The sequence below is a fragment of the Termitidicoccus mucosus genome (genome assembly GCF_038725785.1).
GTDB lineage: Bacteria > Verrucomicrobiota > Verrucomicrobiia > Opitutales > Opitutaceae > Termitidicoccus > Termitidicoccus mucosus.
Genome location: NZ_CP109796.1, coordinates 5,117,241 through 5,138,608 on the forward strand (window position 1 = coordinate 5,117,241; position 21,368 = coordinate 5,138,608).

Below are 21,368 nucleotides of genomic sequence, written 5' to 3' on the forward strand. Positions count from 1 at the left end.
ATGAAACCGACCAAATACAAACATCCCTTCCGCGCCATGATGGTCGCGGTGCTCTCCGCATTGTTGTTCTCCATGGCCCACGCCGTCCCGAACAAGGATGACAAGACACTCGTCTTCCAAAACGGGCTCGACGGCTATGCCGGCGCCCTTGAGGTTGGCATTGACCAGAACAAGCCCGGCAAACTCAGCACCAAGCCGGCCAACCTCTGGATCGAGCGCGGCGTGAAGGACGGCAAGCAGACGTCGGCGAAACAGGCATTGGTGCGCTTCGACGGCATCTTCGGCCGGGGCGCCGCTCAAATTCCGCCCGGCGCGAACATTTCTCAGGCGACCCTCCGCCTTTGCATCGGTTCCCTGAAGGATGCGCCGACCTACCACCGGATTTTTCTCAACCGCGTATTGGTTCCCTGGGACAAGAACGCGGCGTGGAAATACAAGGCATGGGGGGACGACGGTATTCAGGCCGACGGACGCGAGGCAGTCGCTGCTTCCGACGCCCACTTTGTCCCCAACCTTAACAACACTGCTTACGAGATCGATGTAACCGAGTCCCTGCGTGCCTGGGCGCGCGGCGAGCCCAACCACGGCTGGGTCCTGCATAACATCCGGGTGCATCTGGAAGCAGCCGCCTTTATCAGTTCGCGGGTAAAACAGCAGGACCAGCGCCCTCTCCTGCGTGTTACCTTCGACGTCAACCCTGCCAATCTCGCCCCGCAGGCGGACAAGCTCACCGCCAGCCCTGCCGGAAGCGCGGCCGCCACCCTCTCCTTGCAGACGACGGACGCCAACAATGATCCCCTGAACGTGACCTTTTACGGGCGCAAACAAGCCAAGTCGGGCCCGGATTTCCAGGTCGTTCTTCTCCCCGACACGCAATATTATACAATGAAAAAATACGGCGGCACTCCGGAGATGTTCAACGCCCAGGTCGAATGGATCGCCCGCAACGCCAGGGCGCGCAACATCGCCTTTGTCCTTCATCTCGGCGACATCACCGACACCGGCGACGTTTACGAGGAGGAGTGGCAAATCGCCAGCAAGGCCCTTTACCGGCTTGAGGGCCCTGCCTTGAGCGGGCTGCCCGGGGGCGTGCCCTATACCGTTGCCGTCGGCAATCACGACCAGCGCAAGAAGGGCTCGGGCGGAAAATTATTCGAAAGAGGGGGTGGCGCCTTGTTATATAACAAATATTTCGGCGTTGATCACTTTTCCGGGAAAAGCTATTACGGCGGCCATTACGGCGACGATAACAACAACTACTATGCGCTCTTTGATGCCGGCGCGGAAAAGTTCATTGTCCTCAGTCTTGAATACGGGCGTCCCGCCAAGGATTCCGCCTTGCTCGAATGGGCCGCCGGCCTGTTGAAAAAACACGCGGATCGTCGTGCCATTGTCGTCACCCATGCGACGATTTTTCCGGGAGTGCCGGGATCGTTCCAAGCCGACGGTGGCGCCGTCTATGAGGCGCTGAAAGCCTGCAAGAACCTCATGCTTATCATCGGCGGCCACACCACCGGCGAGGGTCACCGCACGGACGTCTATGACGGCGCCACTGTCCACTCCATCGTCCAGGATTTCCAGCTCGACCAGCAAGGCGGCAACGGCTTTCTCGGCATCCTCACGTTCTCCCCGCGCGACAACCAGATCCGCGTCGCCACCTATTCGCCCTTCGCCGGCCGGTGGCGCACCGATTTCGCCGCCCAATACACGCTCGATTACAACTTCGGCACAACGATCGAGCCATTCGCCAAAATCGGCGCGGCGAAGGCCCGCTCCGGCGATACGCCAGCCTGCCGCTGGGAGGGGCTCGAGTCGCACTCGGATTACGAGTGGTTTGCCGAGGTTTCCGATGGCGGCAAAACCATCCGCACCGAAACCCAGTTGTTCAAACCCGCTGCTCAAAAATAAACAAACCGTTCTGGCGTTGCCCCAAAATCCCACCATCAAGCCCAAGCCACCACCAGCCAGTTTAATGACCATGCGAAACTCAGGCTAAAATACGTGAAATGGCATTTTTATCAAAAGAGAAGCAAAAGGCATGCGTACCTCGGTTTATGCTTGTCTCCGGAGGCGCCGGATCCCGGCCGGCCAATCCAACCCGGTGACGGAGAAACCCCATGCCATCTATTATCATGAAAACGCACTGTATTTCCGTAAAAGCCTGTAATCGCGCAGCCCGGGCCGGACTCACCTTGATATTGTCATGCGCAACCTTCATCGCGGCGGTGGCCGGCATCACCGAGCGCCCCGCGCCAGCCGACCCGAACGCGATCCGCGTGGTCACGGCCAATCTTCGCCAGCTTCTCGGGGGTGGCAGCGGCGCCAGTGCGACCGAGGATGATTGGGAGCACCGCAAGGATATCTGCCGCGATGTGCTCGTCGCGCAGAAAGCGGAAATCTGCGGATTTCAGGAATGCCGCCAAGTGCAGCTTGATTATTTCCTGCAAACCATGGCCGGATTTGCCTATTATGCATTGAAGGCCGGATCGCAGCCGACGAATCCCGGGAATGCCATCCTATATTCGACGGATCGTTTCGAACGTCTGGCGGCGGATGGCTTCTGGCTGTCGGAGACACCGAAGGTGCCGGGCTCAAAAAGTTGGAACTCGGATGCAGTCCGCTTTGCCAATTGGATTCAGCTCAAGGACAAGAAAACGGGCCGGATCTTCGTCGTCTGGAGCCTGCATCTCGATCATGTAAGTCAGCTGGCGCGCGAGAACCAGGTCGGGATCGCGCTTGAAAGCGCCGCGATGCAGGAGGCGGATGTGCCCCAATTGCTTTTGGGCGACTTCAACGCGGGGCCGGGCAATGTGGTTTATGGCATGGTGACAGGAGGGGGCTGGATTGACACCTACGTGGCCGGCGATGGGGCCGGCGCGCCAAATCCGGGGCGCACAGCCCATGATTTCAAGGGACTGTCCAGCGCGGACGGGGGCAATAAAATTGATTTTATATTCAGCCGGGGGAAATTCAGCACGATACGAACCGAGATTATAAAAGATTTCCGCACGGTTGACGGGGTGGATCGTTATCCCAGCGACCATTATTTCGTATCGGCCGACGTGATCTTCGATGCATCGGGCGGTGCGATACCCGATCCCGAATCATATACACCGGTTTCCTACCGTGAACTTGGCGCCCCGGCGGGCATTGCCTTCAACGCCGCCGGTGACGTCTATGTGGCGGATGAGGGTTTGCAGGTGATAAAGAAAATTTCCGGCATCGGCACCGATTCCGCAAAGGCAACGATTTTTGTGGGGATTTCCGGAGGAGCGGGATTCATTGACAGCGCGGACGGCACACGGGCTCTTCTTAATCAGCCCCGATCCTTGGTCTTGCAGGATGGCATCTGGTATGTCGCTGACAGCGGCAACAAGGCGTTGCGCGTTATAAACGCCGATACCATGGCGGTATCGTTATATGCCGGCGCACCTTATGGCGGAGGGGCGCTTGTTGACGGGGAGCTGGCATCCGCGCGATTCGGCCGTCCCGCCAGCGTGGCCATTGCGGATAACGGCACCATTTATATCGCCGATGCCGTGGCGCACGCGATTCGCAGGGTCGATGTCAGCGGGACCGTGAGCACGCTGGCAGGAAAGCTTGGCTTTTCCGGCACGGCCGATGGCGCCGGCCAGGACGCCCGGTTTAACGAACCCGCCGGGATCGCATTGGACCAGGCCGGGCAGAGTCTCTACGTGGCCGATACCGGAAACCATGTGATACGTCGAATCGCCCTCGGGGCGAATCCTGCGCAGGTGGAGACCGTGGCAGGCAGGGCCGGCCTCAGCGGTTGGGCCGATGGCATCGGCGGTGATGCCCGCTTTAGCGATCCCTGCGGCGTCGCAATGGGAAGCGGAACCTTGTTTGTCGCCGACACCGGCAATCATATCATCCGTGCAATCAACATCGCCACGGGGGCCGTGACCCGTATTGCGGGGACACCGGGCAAGGAGCCGCCGCTGGGCATGGCGGTCGTCAAGGACGGGGCGGGGGACACCGCGCTGTTTAGTTATCCGTCCGGCGTGGCGGTTGACGCGACGGGCAATCTTTATATCGCCGATACCGGCAACGGCACGATCCGCTATATCAATCTTGCGGAAGGCAACGTGGTCAGCACGCCGCTCGCCCTTTCCGGCTCCGACGGTTCGTCGGATCCCGGCTCGAATCCCAACCCCGGCCCATCAGGCGGCGGTGGTGGCGGATCCATGTCGCTTGGCGGCATGCTGGCTTTGGCGCTGCTTGCCGCGCATCGCCGTTGGAGTGCACGGCAATGAGGACGATTTGCATGCTCCGTCATTTTTTTGCGTATGGCGACGTATGGGCATGGTCGTTTGCGATTTCCCCGGCGGCTGATTTGCCCAGTGTTCGCATACTGGGTTTCCAGAACGGAAAAGACAATTGCGTGGGAGCATTGGAGGTTGGCGTCGATAAAATCATGGCAAGGCATTAAATTCCAATATATGAAACAAAAAATGAATCATCTCCGGCAGAATAACATTCCATGGACCGGGAAAGCCCGTGCGTTCATGGTATTGATGATGGCGCTGCCGGTCGCGCTGGCACAGGCTTCGCAGTCCGAGGACGGCGTTCCCGCCCGCGCACGCAAGGCCGCGGATTCCGTCCGCGTGGTCACGGCCAACATCCGCCAGATGCTGGACGCCGATATAAAAACCGGCAACAGCTGGGAGCAGCGCAAGGAGCTCTGCCGCGACGTGCTGATCGCGCAGGAGGCGGATATCTTTTGTTTTCAGGAAAGCCGCCTGGCGCAGATGCTTTACTTTGAGCAGGCCATGCCCGGGTTTGCGCACTTTGGCATCGGCAACCCGCGCAAGGATGACGCGCCTCCGGAGCCGATCAACGCCATCATGTATTCCACCAAGCGTTTTGAAAAGGTGGACTCAGGCGGTTTCTGGCTTTCCGCGACGCCGGACACGCCCACCACGCACTTTGAGGGATCCTCCAACCGCCTGGCCAACTGGCTCCGCCTGAAAGACCGGAAGAGCGGACGCGAAATCATCGTGTGGAACACGCACCTCCATCATGTCGGGGATGCGGTGAGGGAAAAGCAAATTGCAGTGCTCCTTGCCCGCACCGGAAAGATTTCTGCCGGCATCCCGCAAATCCTGACCGCCGATTTTAATACCAGCGCGGAACGCGCTGTCATCAAGAGCATAAAGGCCGCCGGCTGGACCGATTCTTACGCCTTCATGCACGGCCCCGAGGATCCCGGCCTGACCGCCCACCGTTTCCTCGGCGCCGAGCTTGGCGCGACGCCGGAGGGACAGAAGCGCCGCAAAATTGATTTCGTTTTTTGCAACGGCCAGTTCAGGCCGATTGATGCCGAGGTAATCCGCGACAGCCGCGCCGGGCGCTATCCGAGTGATCATTATTTCGTCTCCGCCGAGCTGGAATATGCAAAGGGCTCGGGCACAGACGTGCGTTGAGAGCCCGGCGGGGTGTGGTCTTCCGTCCCCTGCCGCGATTTCACTGAATCAGTCATGGCTATATACAAGAAATCCCATGTGATGCTCCGCCGCGCCTTCCTTGCGGGGATCGCGCTCTGCGCTTGGTGTGCGACGATCGCGCCTGCATCCGGCGAAGTCGTGCAGCGTGTCAGGAAATCGGCGGCGTCTGTCCGCGTCGTTTCCGCGAATATCCGGCACATCAAGGCCGAGGATGACAAGGCGGGCAACGGCTGGGAACAGCGCAAGGAGCTTTGCCGCGATGTGCTGCTTGCGCAGGATGCCGACATCATCTGCTGCCAGGAGGCCACCGAGAAGCAACTGGCCGATTTTATCGAGCTGCTGCCGGGCTACGGCCAGTTTGGCATTGGGAACCGAAACCCGATTATACGCAGCAACGCGATTTTGTATTCGACCGTCCGCTTCGAAAAAATGGCAGGGGACGGCTTCTGGATGTCGCCCACGCCGCAGGTGAAAGGGTCAAAGGCGTGGGGCTCGAAGGCACCGCGCTTTGTCAACTGGGTGCATTTGCGCGACCGCAAGACCGGACGCGAGCTTATCGTGTGGAACACGCACTTCGACTACCTCAGCCGGCCCGCGCGCGAGAACGGAGCGGGGGTCGCCATGGTCATCATGGGCAAAATCCCCGCGGACGTGCCGCAGGTCTTTACCGGCGACTTCAACAGCCCGGGGGACAGCCGCGCGATTGAAATCGTGAAGGAGCGCGGCTGGATTGACACCTATGCGGAACTGCACGGCGCGGAGGATCCGGGGCTGACCGCGCACCAGTTCAACGGCGCGCGCTTCGCCGCGACCGCACAGGGGGGCGGGCGGAAGAAAATCGATTTCGTCTTCCGCAAAGGTCCGCTCAAAACGCTTGCCGCCGAGATCATCCGCGACGAGCGAGCCGGGCGCTATCCGAGCGACCACTACTTCGTGTCGGCGGAACTGGAGTTTGAAAGCCCGCCCGCCGGCGCGCTGGCGCAGGCCGTGTCCGTGGAGAAAAGACAGCCCGCGCGGAATGACGCCGGCCGCCACCCATGATGGGTTTCCCTCCGTCCGTCGCCGGCTCCGCGTGTCTTGGACAAAAAGAAAAACTAAATACCATCAATCATGAAGACACCGTGTCATAACTGGCGGCTGCCGGGCTGCATAGGTCTGCTGCTCTCGGCATGCCTTCTTCCCATCCCATTGTCGCATGGCGCGACGCATGTCATCCTGACCTGCAACATCCGCGTGGCATTGCCCGAAGACGACGCCAATGGTTTTGGATGGGATGGCAGGAAGGCGCTCTGCGCGGAGGTCATGCGCGCGCGCAAGCCGGACATCGTGTGTTATCAGGAGGCACTCAGGACGCAGGTGGAGGATCTGAAGAAGTTCTTTCCGGAGTTTGTGTTTTTCGGATTCGATGGACCCGAAATGGATGCGCATCCGGAGGGCTACCACGGCATCGCGAAGAATGTGATCATGTTTTCCAGGGAGCGTTACGAGATGGTGTCGGCGGGAGGTTTTTGGCTGTCGGAGACACCGCATCTGCCCGGCAGCCTGTCGTGGGGTTCGGCGCGCGCGCGGCATGTCAACTGGGTGCGGCTGAAGGAACGGGTGACGGGACGGCAGTTTCGCGTGCTGAATGTGCACCTGGACCACCGCTCGCAGCCGGCGCGCGAGGAGCAGATTAAAATGGTTCTGGCCGAGGCCGCGTCATACCCGGCGGAATTTCCCCAGATATTTGCGGGCGATTTTAACGCGCCTTCCAGTAACGCCGTGTTTGGTTTCATAAAGGCGGAAGGATGGCACGACACCTATAAGGATATCCATGGGGACGCCGATCCCGGATTTACCGCCCATCAGTTCCTTGGAGAAAAATTCGCGGAAAAATTTCAGGAAAAATCGGTGCCAGGACGAATTGATTTTATCTTCCGAAAGGGTCGGGCAAGGACGGAAGCCGCGGCCATAATAAAGGACCAGAAGGACGGTGTTTTTCCCAGCGACCATTATTTTGTATCGGCCGCATTTATGCTTCCCGGGGACGTTCAGCCTTAAATATCGACGCTATCGACGCGCCATTTCATCCGCGGCGGTTTTCTCCGCTCAATCCCGGGTGTCGAAGCTGCGGGGCGGATGACTTCGCGCCGTTCACGGATGGTGCAGCCTCCGCCGCCATGTTTGCGGGGAGACGCCGTGCGCGCGCTTGAACGCGGCGGACAGATGGAAGCCGGAATTGAAACCGAGTTGGGCGGCAAGCTCGTCGAGGGTCGCGTCACTTGACGCCAGCAGCCGCCGCGCGCGCGCGAGGCGCAGGTGCAGCACATACTGCCATGGGGCAAATCCTGTATCCTGCTTGAACGCCCGGCGGAGGTGCGAGTAGGCCACGCCCAGGCGCATGGCCAGCTCGCGCATGTCAACCGGCTCGGTGTGGTGCTCGGCCAGGAATCGCTCCGCCTCGGCCACGGCGCGCATCAGCCGCGAGACTGCGCGGCCCTGCTCGCGCCCCGCGCGTTCCCACGCGGCAAGCACCGCGCAGGCCGCCGCCGCGCGAGGGGCGTCGAAACCGGGCGGCCCGTTGCGCGAAAGCGCGTGGACCTGCTCCAGCGCGGCCTCCATGCCGGCATTCAGCACACCCGGGCGCACGGATGCCTCGGCCGTGAACACGCCATGGCTTATCAGCCGGGCCGCCAGAGGGCCTTGCACCTCCAGCCAGCTTTCCTCCCAGCCGGTGCGCCGGTCGGGCTCGTAGCGATGCCAGACGCCGGGCAGCAACGCGAACGCCATGCCGGCCGTGATTTCCCGCAGGCCGGTTGCCTTGGTTTCGAAGCGGCCTCCGCCGTTGGTGATGAGCACGATTTGCAACGCATCCAGCACGCGGCCCCGCGCCCAGCCGAACAGGTGATCGGCGGGATGCGCGGACGGCGGGTAGGGCGCGTCGGCCCGCACCCGCGTGCAGCCCGCCGCCGTCACCGCCAGGCCCCACACGTCCATGTCGGGCGAGGTCGCGAAATAGCGGAAATAATCATTCATAATGTTGGGCATTTTTTGTATGTAAAACATCATTGACAGGATTCCAATGCGCGTGTCGATGCGATAAAGTGGGCGTGACTCCCATGGACCGCTTCCCCTCCCTGCTCCCCCCCGCGCCCCCGCTTCGCGTCGGTTTGTTCGGCATCGGACTCGACGCCTATTGGCCGCAATTCACCGGACTCAAGGAACGCCTTGAGGGCTATCTCGCGCGGGTCGCGGAAAAACTCGGACGCCCCGGCGTGGAGGTCGTCAACGCCGGCCTGGTGGACAACCCGGACCGCGCTCGCGCCGCCGGGAGCGAGTTGCGCCGGGCGGACGTGGATTTGATTTTCCTGCACGTGACCACCTACGCGCTGTCGTCCACCGTGCTGCCCGTCGTGCAGCGCGCGCGCGTGCCGGTCATCGTGCTCAACCTCGCGCCCGCGCCCGCGATTGATTACAAGGCGTTCAACGCGCTCCGCGACCGCACGCGCATGACCGGCGACTGGCTTGCGCACTGCGCTGCATGCCCCGTGCCCGAGATCGCGAATGTGTTCAACCGGGCCGGCGTGCATTTTCATCAGATCACCGGCGTGCTGGATAACGACCCCGAATGCTGGAGCGAGGTGGACGCGTGGGTCGAGGCGGCGCGCGTCGCCTCCGGCATGGCCGGCAATCGTCTCGGTCTCATGGGACACTACTACGGCGGCATGCTCGATATTTACTCCGACCTCACGCTGCAATGCGCGGCCTTTGGCACGCACGTCGAGATGTTGGAAATCGAGGAGTTGGCCGCGCTGCGGCGGGACGTGGACTGTGCCGACATGGCGAAACGCGTGGCGGAGTTTCACGAGGTGTTTGACGTGCAGCCCGACTGCCGCGCCGCCGACCTGGCCGAGGCTGCCCGCACCTCGCTCGCGCTTGACCGCCTCGTCGCCGCGCACCGGCTCGGTTCGATGGCCTATTTCCACAAAGGCACGGGCATGCCCGAATGCGAGGCGGTGATCAGCTCGATTATCCTTGGCACCTCGTTGCTCACGGGACGCGGCGTTCCGGTCGCGGGCGAATACGAGGTGAAAAACGCGCAGGCCATGAAAATCATGGACCTGTTCGGCGCGGGCGGCTCATTCACCGAATACTACGCGATGGATTTCAACGACGATGTGGTGCTCATGGGGCACGACGGCCCCGGCCACATCAAGATCGCGCAAGGCAAAACCAAGGTGCGGCCGCTCGATGTTTATCACGGCAAGGTCGGGCGCGGCGTGTCGGTCGAGATGGCCGTGCGCCACGGCCCGGTGACGCTGCTGTCGGTGGTGGAAACCGTCGACGGCAAACTCGCCCTGCTTTGCGCCGAGGCAGAGTCGGTGCCCGGCCCGATTCTGGAGATCGGCAACACCAACAGCCGCTACCGCTTTGCCTGCGGAGCGCGCGAGTTTGTGAATCGCTGGAACAGCCACGGCCCCGCGCACCATTGCGCGATCGGCGTCGGCCACATCACCGCCAAGATTGAAAAACTCGGACGGCTCCTCGGCCTGAAAACCATCCGCGCGTGCTGATCTGGCGGCCCGAGAAAATCCGGATGTCATAAAATCTGCGAAGCCCCCGGCCATATGATCAAAATGAAAACTGAAACGGAGACAGGCGGGCTTGTTTGTGGATGGGATTTTTCCTCCGGCCCGTGCCGCATGGCACAGGCCGGTTTTTCAAGGCATGCCGTCATGGAGTCGGTGGAGGCAATTGTCGCGTGATTGTCACTCGATGATCATTCGAATGGCATAATGGGCACGATATAATAAAGGCACTTCAAAATCATTGGATCGAGGCATGCATTCATCTGTCATGGCCTTTTTAGAATAATTATTCTACATAAAAATATAATTCTCATGCATACTCGTATGACTAAACTCGACAGCGCCCCGCGCAGTCTTCTTCTGCTGGTTTCCAGCATCTTGTTGTTTGTCCGCGCCGCTCCGGCGCAGGTGGTTTCCTCCCGGCCCGGCCCGGACGCCTCCGCGCCGATGAATATGCAGCCCCGTGTCGAGCCGCCGGGGGCGAAACCATCGGAGGAGCTTGTCGAGATGAGCCCGTTTGTCGTGCAGAGCGAGCGCGACACCGGCTATGTGGCCACCGATTCGCTGGCCGGCACGCGTTTTCGCACGCCGCTCAAGGACATCGCCGCGTCAATCAGCGTCGTGACCAAGGATTTGATGGACGACCTCGGAGCCAACACGCTGGAGGATTTGCTTGTATACACGGCGGGCACCGAGGTCATGGCCCCCGGCGGGAATTACTCCGGCTCTTATAGCAAATCGGACGGCTCGCAGAATTTCGAGGACCAGCGTGACACCGCGTCGTCCACCACCCGCGTGCGCGGCCTCGCGGCGGCGGACCAGACGCGCAATTTTTTCCTCAGCCCGTTCATACCGATGGACGGCTACAACACCCAGAGCGTCACGGTGAACCGCGGGGCCAACGCCATCCTCTTCGGTTTTGGCAGCCCGGCGGGCATCATAGAAAATTCACTGATCGCGCCGGCGTTCAAAAATCGCGGCAACGCGCGCTTCTCCTTCGGCAGTTACGACAGCCACCGGTTCTCCTTTGATCTGGAGCGCGTGTTGTGGAAAAACAAACTCGCCGTCCGCGTGGCCATGCTCGACGACAACCGCCGTTACGAGCAGTTGTTCTCCTTCCGCGACCAGGAACGGTATTTCGGCGCCGTCACCTACAAGCCGTTCAAATATACATCCATCCGCGTCAACGGCGAGCATGGCCACATCGACCAGCGCATGCCGCGCCTCGACCCGCCGATCGACAGCCTGACCACGTGGTGGGATTTTGACCAGCCGACGCGGACGAACGATTTCACCGCCAACAAAGTCCTCGACCCGTCGCGCGGCGTGGAGACGGCCTATCAACGCAACAACAATCTCGACGGCATGGCGGGCAACTGGGGCAACAACCCCGCGCTGGTTTATTACACGGTGGATGACGCCATGCCGTCGGATGTCTATATCGGCTATGTCAACGTGCCCGCGCAGTATATCAATCTCAACAACGGGGTCGGAACCTACCGCGTCCTGGCGCCGCGCAGCTCGCGCGAGATTGCGCAGTATGTCGCGCCCGTGGACCCGCTGGCCAGCTTCATGGTGGCCAAACAGATCACCGACCGCTCCATTTTTGACTACCGCACCTATATGATCGACGGCCCCAACAGCGGGCTCTGGATTGATTTCGACACGGCGAACGTCGTGGCCGAGCAGTTGTTCCGCGCCGGCCCCGCCGGCCACGGCGGCGTCGAGATGGTCTATGATTACCAGCACAGCACCTCGTCCATGTATCGCACGCTGAACGGTTATCGCGGAAACAATATATTCATCGACGCCAACACCGTGACCATAGACGGGCGGCCCAATCCAAATTTCGGGCGCCCATTCCTTTCCTCCAGCGGCATGTATAACCATATAGACAATGTGCTGGAGACCTGGCGCGGCACGGCGTTTTTCCAGTATGATTTCCCGAAGCATGGCGGCGGCCTCCTCCTCCGGCTCCTCGGCGTGCAGAGCGTCAACCTCATGGGCTCGCGCTACGAGCGCGAGCAAAACCTCCGCTCCGGCTACAACGCGGCGGTGGACCCCGCCTTCTCGGTCGGCACCGCGGGCAACAACTCGCTGGGCACTTACCGCAAGATAACCAACATCGTCTATCTCGGGCCATCGCTTTACGGCAAGGAAAGCGCCGTCGGCGCGAACCTGCCGGGCGTGCGCGCGAGGATGGTTTTCCCCGCGACGGTGGATGTCAGGACGCTGAATCCCTCCACCAACTATGTGTGGGGCACGCAGACAGTTCCCGTTTATACCTACGAGGACGATTACGCCTACACCACCAACACCCGGCAGCGCGATCTCAGCAAGGTCGAGTCCACCGCCTTTGTCTGGCAGGGCAACTGGATGGACAACCTGCTCGTCTCCACCCTCGGCTGGAGAAAGGACACCGACCGGACGCAGAAAGGCCCGGCAGCCGGGCAAAGCATCCCCGCCGATCCCGTCACCAAGACGATGAGCCTGACCGTCCCCGTTCCCATGGGCGAGACCATGAAGACCAGCGCGGACACCTTCAGCTACGGGCTGGCGCTGCACGTGCCGCCGCGCTGGCTCGGGCGCATCCCCGGCAGACCCGCGCTCTCGTTTTATTATAATGAGTCGGAAAACTTCGACGTCGGCGCCGGTATGCGTGTCGACATTGTCGGCAACCACATCGCGCCGCAGCAGGGCACGACCGAGGAGCTCGGCTTCCGGGTTTCGGCGCTCAACAACCGCCTCAGTCTCCGGGCGACCTGGTATGAGACGACCCAGGACAACATGACCGACTCGCGCGTGCAGGTCATGCTGAACCGCGTTTACGACTTGGAAATGCAGCTCATGGAAAACATGCCCAAGGCGCAGCTCGACGCCGCCGGCTACGTGGGCTACGACAGTCCCGGCGCCTCCGCGCTCTTCCGGCAATACCTCGCCAATTATCAATGGCGGGAATACAGCGTCAGGGACGACGGCACGCGCGATATTTCCGGCCCCGTCACCCCGTCGGGAATCGCCGCCGTCACCCGCTCCATCTCCAAGGGCGTGGAAATCGAGGCGGTGTTCAATCCCACCAAGAACTGGCGCATCCTGCTCAACGTGGCCCGGCAAAAGGCCGTGCGCGGCGAGACCAGCGCGCTGCTCGACGCGCTCATCGCCGACCGGCTTCCCCAATGGCAAAACCCCGCCATCTGGGAATTCGACCTCACGACCGTGCAGCGCGTGGACAACTATGTGACCTCCTATATAACCGGCCCGATGACCACGGCCAAGCTGTCCAACGGCGAATGGACGCCCGAGCTGCGCGAATGGCGCGTGAATCTCGTCACCAATTACACCTTTGACCGCGGCTCGTTCCTCAAGGGCTGGGGCGTCGGAGGCGCCATGCGCTGGGAGGACAAGGTCGGCATCGGTTATCCCGTGATCGACAATCCGGCGGACGATCCGGGCACGCCCCTGATCACGGACGTGAAAAATCCCTTCATGGGCCCGTCGATGACCACCTTCGACGCGTGGCTGACCTACCGGAGAAAAATCTGGAAGGGCATCGATTGGAAAATCCAGCTCAACATAAGGAATCTCTTTAACAAAAACCTGTTCATCCCCGTGAGGGCGAACCCGGTGACAAAAAATGATATCAACACCTACGACATCGCCGCCTATCGCATCGGCGCCGAGCGGACATATGAAATCACATCGACGTTCTCGTTTTAGATGAAACACACCTTCGCATGGCCCGCCGCCCGGACTGTCGCCCTCCAAAACGTGGCACGGATTGCCGGCCCGTGGGGCGGTTCCGGAACGTGGACTGCGGATCTCTAGCCCCTCGCCACATGCCTGTTCCTAATTTCCTTTCCATGAAATCTCTCGCCGCCGCCCTGTCCGTCCGTGTCGTCCTGCCCGCCTGCCTGTTGCTCGCGATGTCCGCGTTTCCCGTCGCGCCGGTCCGCGCCGCCGCGCCGCCGTCGCTTGAGCAGGATTTCGTCACCCCGCCCGACGAGGCGAGGCCGTGGGTCTTCTGGTTTTGGTCGGACGGCAACATCACGCGCGAGGGCATCACCGCCGATTTGGAGGCGATGCGGAGTGCGGGCATCGGCGGCGTGCTCATCATGGAGGTTGACCAAGGCGTGCCCAAGGGGCCGGTGCGGATGATGACCCCGGAGTGGCGGGCGATGTTCGCCTTTGCCGCGTCCGAGGCGAAGCGGCTCGGGCTGGGGCTCATCATGAACAACGACCCCGGCTGGACCGGCTCGGGCGGCCCTTGGAACACGCCGGAAAACTCCATGCAAAAAGTGGTGTGGACGGAGCGGCGCGTGACCGGCCCGCGCGTGTTCGACGGCGAGTTGGAGCAGCCGGAGACCGTCAGGGACTTTTACCGGGACATCGCCGTGCTGGCGTTTCCCACGCCGGCGGCGGAGACGCGCGCGGTGCGTGATCTCCGGCCCGTGCTCACAACGAACACGGCGGCGGGCGGCGGACTCGCCGTGCTCATCGACGGCGACAAAACCACGGGCGTGCTCCTGGACCGCCCGGAAAACCGCGGCGAGTGGCCGCTGGCGCGGCTGGACTTCCCCGGGCCGTTCGAGGCGTGCGCGTTCGAGGTCGCGGTCTCCTTCGCGCAACGCGGGGCGGGCCGCGTGCTGTGCGAGTTGCAGGCGTCCGACGACGGGCGCGTTTTCCGCGAGGTCGCGCGAGCGGAGGCCAACGCCGCGCCCAGGGTGTTCGCGCCCGTGCGCGCGGCGGTTTTCCGCGTGGTCCTCAGCGGCAACGATGCCTCGCTCGACGGCCTGCGCGTGGACGAGGTCGCGCTATCGTCGGCGTTCAGGATTGACGGACACGCCGCCAAGTCCGGGCTCGGGCTCGCGGCCTCGCCGGAGGAGCCGCCCGCCGCCGGCGAGGGGCTGGTTGTATCCAAGAAAAAGATACTCGATCTTTCGCCGTTCCTTCGCGGTCCGAGGCTGCGGTGGGAGGTGCCGGAGGGCGACTGGACGATCCTGCGCCTCGGCCGCACCTCGACGGGCAAGACCAATTACCCGGCGCCCGCCGATGCGCGCGGGCTGGAGGTGGACAAGCTCAGCGCCGACGCGCTCGACGGGCATTTCGAGGGCTTTCTCGGGAAGCTCGTCGGCGACGCGGAGGCGGCGGGCGCGGGTGCGGAGACGTTTGCCGGCTTCCACATCGACAGTTGGGAGGTGGGCTACCAGAACTGGACGCCGCGCTTTCGCGAGGAGTTCCGGAGGCTGCGCGGCTACGACCCGCTGCCGTGGCTGCCGGTCCTCACGGGGCGCGCCGTCGGCGACGCCGCGTTGAGCGAACGCTTCCTGTGGGACATGCGCCGCACGATCTCGGACTTGCTCAACGAAAACTACGCGGGCCGCATGGCCGCGCTCGCGCACGGGCACGGGCGGATTTTTTCCCTCGAAGGCTACCGCAACGGTCCCTTCGATCCGTTGTCCTACGCGGGCCGGGCCGACCTGCCGGTGGCCGAGTTCTGGGCGGGCCCCGACCCGGATAACCTGCACCCGAGCGTGAAGGCGATGGCCTCCGCCGGGCACATTTACGGGCGGACGGTCATCGGGGCGGAGGCTTTCACGGCCTCCGATTTGCAAAGCCGCCACCGGCTGCACCCCTACGCGGCCAAGGCCGTCGGCGACGCGGCGTTTTGCGCGGGCATCAACCACTTCATCGTGCACCGCTACTCGATGCAGCCTTGGACGGACGGACGCGAGCCGGGCATGACGATGGGCCCGTGGGGCTGGGAATACGAACGCACCGCCACGTGGTGGGGGCAGGCCGCCCGCCCGTGGCACGAATACCTCGCGCGCTGCCAGCACATGCTGCGCCAGGGGACCTTTGTCGCGGACCTGTGCTATTTGCAGGACGAGGAGGGCATCAAAAACCCGCCGCTGCGCGCCGAGGTGCTGCCCGCTCCGCCGCCGGGGCACGACTATGATTTCTGCTCCGCCGAGGTCGTGCTGGAGCGCATGTCCGTGAAGGACGGGCGCCTCGTGCTGCCCGGCGGCATGAGCTACCGCGTGCTCGTGCTGCCGCGGCAGCGGTTGATGACGCCCACGCTTTTGCGCCGCATACGCGACCTCGTGCGCGACGGCGCGACGGTGCTCGGCGAGCCGCCGTTGCGCGCGCCGGGCCTCGAGAATTATCCCGCGTGCGACGACGAGGTGCGCGCGCTCGCGGCGGAACTGTGGGGCGATTGCGACGGCGCGCGCGTGCGCGTGCGGGCCTTCGGGAAGGGGCGCGTGATCCGGGGTTGCGAGCCCGGCGAGGTGCTGGCCGGCCCGGACTTTTCGTATTCTTTAAACGGATACGATAATGGGGCCGCCGCGCGCGTGCGCCACATCCACCGCTCGACTCCGGGACGCGAGATCTATTTCGTGGCCAATCTGGAGCCGGAGGCCGCGGACATCGTGGCGTCGTTCCGCGTGGACGGGCTGCGTCCGGAGCTGTGGCGGCCCGAGACCGGGGCGATGGAGGCCGCTCCGGTGTATGATTGCGAGACCGTGGGCGGGGAAGGGTGCGTGCGGCTGCCGTTGAGGCTGGGACCGCGCGAGTCGGTTTTTGTCGTGTTTGCAAGGGACAGGCTGGCGGAGGCGTCGCGGCTGGTCTCCGTCGCGGGATTCGCGGACGCGAGGGCGGGGCGTCCCCTGGCCGGCGGCGGCGCGTCCGGCGATGGCGCGGCGCCGCGCGGCACGGCGGGATCGTTCACCCTCGCGGCATGGGTGAAGCCGGGGGCGGAGATGGATGTGCCGCCCGAAGATTTCGGGGGCACGGCGGCGCTGCACGTTGCGCGCAACGACCTGCTCCATCCACCGCAGGGCGCGGAAACGTTTCGCGAGCCGGGGGTCGCGGGCACGGGCCTCGCCGTGGGGCGCAATGTCATTTGCGTGCTTGAGCACGGCGCGTTTCATTTCCCCGCCGTGCTCGTGCACCGGGCGTCCATCACGGATTGGACGCATGTCGCGGTGGTGTGGCAGGACGGTCGCCCGAGTCTCTATGTCAACGGGCGCCTGGCGCGCACGGGCTTGAAGTCACTGCGGGACGCACGCGGCTACATCCCCGCCTGGCGCGACGCAGCCGCGGGAAAATTCAAGGGCGAGCACTCCGTTCCTCAATTGTTTGACCGTGCCCTGGGCGAGCAGGAGATCCTCGCGCTCATGCGCTCCACGCCGGTGCGGGCGGCGGAGGCTCCGCCGGTGGAGGACGGGGTGGCAAAGACGGCGTCCGCGGCGCGGATGTTCGCGCCGGGCGGGCTTTCCGTGGACGGCGGTGAACCCGTGGCATGGCTCGCCGGCGCGGGGCGGCACGAGGGCAGGCGCGCCGACGGGCGCACGGTTGTGTTCGAGACCGGTCCGCTGCCGGAGGCGCTGCGGCTGGAGGGACCATGGCGGTTGCATTTCCCCGAGGGCCGCGGCGCGCCACCGGAGATTGTGCTGCCGGATTTGGCATCGTGGAGCGGACACGCCGAGCCGGGCGTGCGGTATTTTTCCGGGACGGCCACATATATGGCGGACTTCGAGCTTCCCGCCGGGTTGTCGGGCGAGGTGCGCCGCCTCTGGCTGGATCTGGGGGTGGTGCGGGAAATCGCGCGGGTGCGCCTGAACGGACGCGACCTCGGCGTGCTGTGGAAGCCTCCGTTCCGCGTCGATGTCACCGGCGTGGCGCGCGCGGGGGCCAACACGCTTGAAATCGATGTCACCAACACGTGGGTGAACCGACTGGTCGGCGACGAGCTGCTTCCGTCTGACCGCGAGTGGACGCGGGTGCCGCGCCGCCGTGGCTTCGCCCTGAAAGCCTGGCCGGACTGGTTTTTGCGCGGGGAGCGCAGTCCCGCCGGGCGGATTACCTTCACCACGTGGAAACATTATGAAAAAGATGCGCCGCTCCCGCCCTCCGGCCTGCTGGGTCCCGTCGTCATCCAGCCTGTCGCGAGGGCCGTCTCGCGTCCGCGATGACGATGACCCCGGCCCCGCATCCTATGTTTTGCGGTCGCGCAAAACATCTCCAGCGGGCACCAGGATGAAAGGAGCCGGGACATAAAGGAGAAAGATATTTTTCACCCCGGCTCCTCCCTTCGCATCCATCCAAAATGGCGGGAATCAATGTAGAATACCCTTTATCAAAAAGCCGGATTTATTAATTCTGGTCCAGGATCAGAACCGTAATTTGAATAAATATTTCCTATCACAAAACACCGTCACCATGAAACGCAGGGAATTTATAAAAATCGGCTCGCTGGCGGGTGCATCGCTCGCGGTTTGCCAAACCGGGTTGTTTGCAAAAGTGCCGGAGTCCGGTGGAGCGGTCGCTGGCGACGCGGACGCCCCGGAACTCGCGAAGGCGTTTGCCCGCGTTCCGGATTCCGCGCGCCCGGGCGGTTATTGGTGGTGGCTCGACGGGCAGGTGAGCCGCGCGGGCATCACGCGCGACTTGGAGGAGTTTGCGGCGAAGGGCATTGGCAGCGTGCTTTTCGTCAACTCCACCAACCTCGGCCCGAGGGAGAGCAGGCGCAAGGGCGTCGCGTTTTTGTCGGAAGAGTGGATGGATTTATACAAGCACGCCGTGCGCGAGGCGGACCGGCTCGGCATCGAGTTTGGCGTAAACCTGAGCGGGGGCTGGTGCATGGGCGGACCATGGATCGGGCCGCGCGATTCGGGCCGCTGGTTCTTACAGTCGCGGATGGTCGTGACGGGGCCGCAAAAGTTCACCGGCGCGCTGCCGCTTCCGGGCAACCGCGACGGCTACGACAAGGTTTTCAATCCGCCCGGCTACAAGGATTATATAGATTTGCCGCTCGAAAAGCTGGATTATCGCGACACCTGCGTGGTGGCATTCCGTGACGAGGCGGGCGAGGCGGCGCGCATCGGCGACAAGGAGAGGCTCGCACGTTTGCCGGCAAAAACCAACCGCCGGGATGCAAGCAACTTCACGCGGGCGCGCGACGTGATGGGGCCGGCGCTCGCGCCTTGGGCGGCGCACCCTGACGACAAGCCGGTCGCTCCGGACGACGTGGTCGATCTGACCTCCCGCATGGGCCCAGACGGGCGGCTCGACTGGGAGGTGCCGCCGGGCCGCTGGGTGATCGTGCGCACGGGGCACCGCATGACCGGCTCGCGGCTCATGATCGCGCCGCCGGAGGCCGACGGCCTGTCGGTTGACTGGCTCGCAAGCAAGCCGGTCGATATACAATTTGAAAAACTCGGGCGTGTCTTTCTGGAAGGCGGAAAGGTCAACGGACGAAACACGCTGCAGTATTTCTGCAGCGACAGCTTCGAGGACGGGTTTCCGAACTGGACGGAAAGCATATTGGAGGAATTCGAGAAACGGCGCGGCTACGATCCGCGTCCCTACACGCCGGTGTTGAATGGTTTCATAATCGGCGGCGCAGAAATATCGGACCGGTTCCTGCATGATTATAGAAAAACCGTCGCCGATTGCATGGCCGACAGGCATTACGCCTATTTCGGGGAAAAATGCCATGAGCTCGGCCTTGAAGCGCAGCATGAGTCGGCCGGGCCGAGCCGGTCGGGCACGATGTGCATGGATGCGTTGAAAAATCTCGGGCGCGCGGACCTGCCGATGGGCGAGTTCTGGGTGGGCCGCCAGCACGAGGAGCCGGGCGGCCTCGACCCGAAGCTTGGCTACGGCGTGACGCGCCTCGAGGACGGCCAGAACAAGGTCACGAAAATGGTCGCTTCCGCCGCGCATATCTACGGGCGCAGGACGGCGTCCGCGGAAGCGTTCACGTCGAACCGCCACTGGCAGGATGCGCCGGGCATGCTCAAGCAGGCGGCGGACCGCGCGTTTTGCGAGGGAATCAACCGGCTCTTCATGCACACCACGACGGCGAGCCGCCCCGAGGACGGGAAGCCGGGCTATGAATATTATGCGGGCACGCATTTCAACCCGAACGCGACGTGGTGGCATCATTCGGGTGCGTTTTTGAAATACATCGCGCGCTGCCAGCATTTATTGCGGCAGGGACTGTTTGTCGCGGATGTTTTATATTACACGGGCGACTGGGCGCCGAACATCGTGCCGCCGAAGCAGCTCGATCCGTCGTTGGGCTTTGGCTACGACTACGACGCGTGCAACGCCGAGGTGCTGCTCGCGCGCCTGTCGGTGTCGCCGGAGGACGGACGGCTCGTGCTGCCCGACGGCATGAGCTACCGCTTGCTCGTGCTGCCGGAAACCGACCGCATGCCGGTCGAGGTCTTGGAAAAAATCAAGGTGCTCGTCGCGGCGGGCGCGACGGTGTCGGGGCCTCGTCCCGCGCGCGATCCGGGCCTGAAAAATTATCCCGGCTGCGACCATGCGGTGGACCGGATGGCCCGCGAGGTGTGGGGCGATTGCGACGGGAAAACGCGCACGATGAACCGCCACGGACGCGGGCGCGTCTATTGGGGCGTCACGCCGCGGGAAATTCTCGCGAAGGACGGCGTCGGCCCGGATTTCGCCTGCGCGGAGAACGCGGACGCCGCCGCCCGCGCGACGGGTGTCGCGAACGCGAGCGGCACGGGGATGGATTTCATACACCGCAGCACCGGGGATGAGGAAATCTATTTTGTCGCCAACCAATCGGGCCGCGCGCAGACGCAGGATTGCAGTTTTCGGGTGGGCGGGCGCAAGCCCGAGATTTGGAACCCGCTCGATGGCACGATGCGCGCCGCCGCGCACCGGGAGGAACGCGGGCGCACGGCGCTTTCGCTGGAGTTTGCGCCGTTCCAGTCGTTTTTTGTCGTGTTTCCGGCAAAACCGTCGGGCCTTGCCAGGCAGGCGGGCGCGCGGAACTTCCCCGTGCAGGCGCCCGTGCGCGAGTTGTCCGGCCCGTGGACGGTGAAGTTTGATCCCGCGTGGGGCGGCCCGGCGGAAATCGAGTTTGCGAGATTGGAGGACTGGACGATGCGCGCCGAGGACGGCATCAAGCATTATTCCGGATCGGCGTTGTATATAAAACATTTCGATTATGAAAACGATGCCACGGCCGCGGATGATGAAAACGCCCGGCTCATGCTCGATCTTGGCGAGGTGCGGGACATCGCCGGCGTGCGGCTCAACGGCCGCGATCTCGGCACCGTGTGGACGGCGCCGTGGCGCGTCGATGTCACCGGCGTCCTGCGGGGCGGCGGGAACGTGCTGGAAATCGAGGTGGTCAACGAATGGCGCAACCGCCTGGTCGGGGACGCGGCGCTGCCGGAGGAAAGACGCCTCACGAGGACAAATATTCCCACCGACCCGAAGTCGCCGCTGCTGCCATCGGGATTACTTGGCCCGGTGAGGCTGGTGTCGGCTAAATGGTGAAACTGGATGAACGATC

At 63.3% G+C, this 21,368-nt stretch carries 10 protein-coding genes; 9 read left to right on the top strand and 1 reads right to left on the bottom strand.

Annotation, left to right across the window (positions count from 1 at the left end; all coding sequences use genetic code 11):
* From OH491_RS17850 to OH491_RS17870, 5 genes are all read left to right on the top strand, one after another.
* Positions 1-1,908: a DNRLRE domain-containing protein gene (locus tag OH491_RS17850; protein WP_068770251.1), complete on the top strand. Its 1,908-nt coding sequence runs from the start codon at positions 1-3 to the stop codon at positions 1,906-1,908.
* Between the two features lie 224 nt (positions 1,909-2,132).
* The gene (locus OH491_RS17855) at positions 2,133-4,274 is read left to right on the top strand and encodes an endonuclease/exonuclease/phosphatase family protein (RefSeq protein ID WP_334319279.1); all 2,142 of its coding nucleotides are present in this window, start codon (positions 2,133-2,135) and stop codon (positions 4,272-4,274) included.
* A gap of 186 nt (positions 4,275-4,460) precedes the next feature.
* Positions 4,461-5,444 carry an endonuclease/exonuclease/phosphatase family protein gene (locus OH491_RS17860; RefSeq protein ID WP_068770249.1) on the top strand — a complete coding sequence of 328 codons (984 nt, stop codon included), beginning with the start codon at positions 4,461-4,463 and terminating at the stop codon, positions 5,442-5,444.
* Between the two features lie 54 nt (positions 5,445-5,498).
* The gene (locus tag OH491_RS17865) at positions 5,499-6,506 is read left to right on the top strand and encodes an endonuclease/exonuclease/phosphatase family protein (protein WP_068770248.1); all 1,008 of its coding nucleotides are present in this window, start codon (positions 5,499-5,501) and stop codon (positions 6,504-6,506) included.
* Between the two features lie 69 nt (positions 6,507-6,575).
* Positions 6,576-7,505, top strand: coding sequence for an endonuclease/exonuclease/phosphatase family protein (locus OH491_RS17870; RefSeq protein ID WP_084442161.1), 930 nt, complete (start codon positions 6,576-6,578; stop codon positions 7,503-7,505).
* A 93-nt stretch (positions 7,506-7,598) separates the two neighbouring features.
* On the opposite strand, the gene OH491_RS17875 is transcribed toward OH491_RS17870, so the two are convergent.
* Positions 7,599-8,480, bottom strand: coding sequence for an AraC family transcriptional regulator (locus tag OH491_RS17875; RefSeq protein ID WP_334319278.1), 882 nt, complete (start codon positions 8,478-8,480; stop codon positions 7,599-7,601).
* A gap of 83 nt (positions 8,481-8,563) precedes the next feature.
* On the opposite strand from OH491_RS17875, the gene OH491_RS17880 reads away from it, so the two are divergent.
* The 4 genes from OH491_RS17880 (at position 8,564) to OH491_RS17895 (ending at position 21,352) form a co-directional block, all read left to right on the top strand.
* On the top strand, positions 8,564-10,018 hold the full coding sequence (locus OH491_RS17880; RefSeq protein WP_068770246.1) for an arabinose isomerase: 1,455 nt from the start codon (positions 8,564-8,566) through the stop codon (positions 10,016-10,018).
* A gap of 339 nt (positions 10,019-10,357) precedes the next feature.
* Entirely contained in the window at positions 10,358-13,750 is a 3,393-nt protein-coding gene (locus OH491_RS17885; RefSeq protein WP_068770245.1) for a TonB-dependent receptor plug domain-containing protein, read from the top strand.
* 143 nt (positions 13,751-13,893) lie between these two features.
* Positions 13,894-18,006: a glycosyl hydrolase gene (locus OH491_RS17890; RefSeq protein ID WP_068770244.1), complete on the top strand. Its 4,113-nt coding sequence runs from the start codon at positions 13,894-13,896 to the stop codon at positions 18,004-18,006.
* Positions 18,007-18,253: 247 nt separating this feature from the next.
* On the top strand, positions 18,254-21,352 hold the full coding sequence (locus OH491_RS17895; RefSeq protein ID WP_068771089.1) for a glycosyl hydrolase: 3,099 nt from the start codon (positions 18,254-18,256) through the stop codon (positions 21,350-21,352).
* Positions 21,353-21,368: the final 16 nt, after the last annotated feature.

Excerpts from the sequence above, each read along its gene's own strand:
- OH491_RS17850 (WP_068770251.1), top strand. The coding sequence starts at position 1 with ATGAAACCGACCAAATACAAACATCCCTTCCGCGCCATGATGGTCGCG.
- OH491_RS17855 (WP_334319279.1), top strand. The coding sequence starts at position 2,133 with ATGAAAACGCACTGTATTTCCGTAAAAGCCTGTAATCGCGCAGCCCGG.
- OH491_RS17860 (WP_068770249.1), top strand. The coding sequence starts at position 4,461 with ATGAAACAAAAAATGAATCATCTCCGGCAGAATAACATTCCATGGACC.
- OH491_RS17865 (WP_068770248.1), top strand. The coding sequence starts at position 5,499 with ATGGCTATATACAAGAAATCCCATGTGATGCTCCGCCGCGCCTTCCTT.
- OH491_RS17870 (WP_084442161.1), top strand. The coding sequence starts at position 6,576 with ATGAAGACACCGTGTCATAACTGGCGGCTGCCGGGCTGCATAGGTCTG.
- OH491_RS17875 (WP_334319278.1), bottom strand. The coding sequence starts at position 8,480 with ATGAATGATTATTTCCGCTATTTCGCGACCTCGCCCGACATGGACGTG.
- OH491_RS17880 (WP_068770246.1), top strand. The coding sequence starts at position 8,564 with ATGGACCGCTTCCCCTCCCTGCTCCCCCCCGCGCCCCCGCTTCGCGTC.
- OH491_RS17885 (WP_068770245.1), top strand. The coding sequence starts at position 10,358 with ATGACTAAACTCGACAGCGCCCCGCGCAGTCTTCTTCTGCTGGTTTCC.
- OH491_RS17890 (WP_068770244.1), top strand. The coding sequence starts at position 13,894 with ATGAAATCTCTCGCCGCCGCCCTGTCCGTCCGTGTCGTCCTGCCCGCC.
- OH491_RS17895 (WP_068771089.1), top strand. The coding sequence starts at position 18,254 with ATGAAACGCAGGGAATTTATAAAAATCGGCTCGCTGGCGGGTGCATCG.